1 pseudogene is annotated in these 1,523 nt (G+C 44.5%); it reads right to left on the reverse strand.

Annotated features, from left to right (window positions below):
• Window positions 1-5 precede the first annotated feature (5 nt).
• A pseudogene (locus tag MiSe_RS49015) lies at window positions 6-1,226 on the reverse strand (RNA-guided endonuclease InsQ/TnpB family protein).
• Window positions 1,227-1,523 lie beyond the last annotated feature (297 nt).

The following is a 1,523-nucleotide window of genomic DNA, read 5'->3' on the forward strand; positions in this document are numbered from 1 at the left end:
GTGAACTACCCCACCGCATAGGCGGATGGGGCTTCTGTACTCATAGGCGAATGCCGCAGGTGAGACTTTCGTCCCATCTTTGGTCTTACTTCCCCTCCTACAGCAGAGACGGCTGAACCATCCGCCTTTAGCATTCTGATTCCTTCTGCTCTAATATTGGTTGCTGCGTTTCCATCTCTGTCGTGATGAGTTCCACAGTGAGGGCAAATCCATTCCCTCACATCTAGCGGCATTTCATCTACTTGATAGAAACAATTAGAGCAAAGTTTGGAACTGGGAAACCATCTATCAATCTCAACCAACTTAGAGCCTTGGCGTTCTAGCTTATAGGCTAAAAAGTTGGTGAACATTCCCCATCCACAATCAGATATTGCTTTCGCCAAATTGTGATTACGAACCATGCCCTTGACATGAATATTTTCTACTATAACAGCTCGGGCTTAGCTGACCAACTTGTAACTAAGTTTATGTAGAAAATCTTGCCTTGAGTTGCTAACTCGATCGTACACCTTGGCAACAACTTTACGATATTTACTCCTCGAATTACTTCCTTTTTGCTGGCGCGCTAGTTTCTTCTGCTTGCGTTTCAGGTTTTTCTCATGCTTGGCAATATGCTTGGGATTGTCGTATTTAGATACCTTCTCACCGTCAGTTATGACTGCGAAATGCTTCAATCCTAAATCAACGCCATAAATCTTACCTCCTGAGATAGTCGGATATTCGCCTTCTATTTCAGTCAGAATAGATGCCAAGTATTTCCCTGATGGAGTCTTGCTAATAGTAACAGTCTTGATCTTTCCTTCAATCGGTCGATGTATTTTGGCTTTGACAACCCCAATATTACCTGGAAGCTTGACATTGCCGTCTACAATCAGTACGTTTTGAGGATATTGAATTGACTGTTTACCATGCTTGGATTTGAAGCGAGGAAACCTCGCCCTACCCTCAAAAAAGTTTTTATATGCTGTGGTTAGATTGAGTGTTGTAGCTTGCAGCACTTGGCTATAGCAATCAGCCAACCAACAGGTATCCTCTGCTTTTTTGAGTTCAGGGAGAAGTGCGTTGAGTGCTGAACGCCCAAGTCCCTTGCCCGTTTCTTTGTAGGTTTCAATGGATTTATTCAAGGCATAATTCCACCACCAACGCGAGCATCCAAATGCCTGAGCTAGTTGTAACTGCTGTTGTCTAGATGGATATAAGCGGACTTGCACGGCTTTACGCAGCACTCAAATCACCTCCTTAATTGATCTATCCTATCACAATATAGATTTAGCGATAAGATAGCTCAGGAAATATTTGGGAATTGTATGGCTAACGCCACGCTGGCGCGAACGAACACGCCACTTGCGGATGCACCTCACAATTCCAAGGTCGTACCATCCCCACCGTAAGTGACGGATGGAGGCTTCCGCCGAATTCGGAAGAAGAGTATTTGCTAAAGTTGGGGGCATCGAACCCCCAACTTTAGCATGCTATCCATCCCCACCGTAAAAGACGGTGGGGAATTTCGCAGAATTGTTAAA

Origin of the sequence: Microseira wollei NIES-4236 (assembly GCF_020521235.1) — a bacterium.
Taxonomy (GTDB): Bacteria; Cyanobacteriota; Cyanobacteriia; order Cyanobacteriales; family Aerosakkonemataceae; genus Microseira; species Microseira wollei.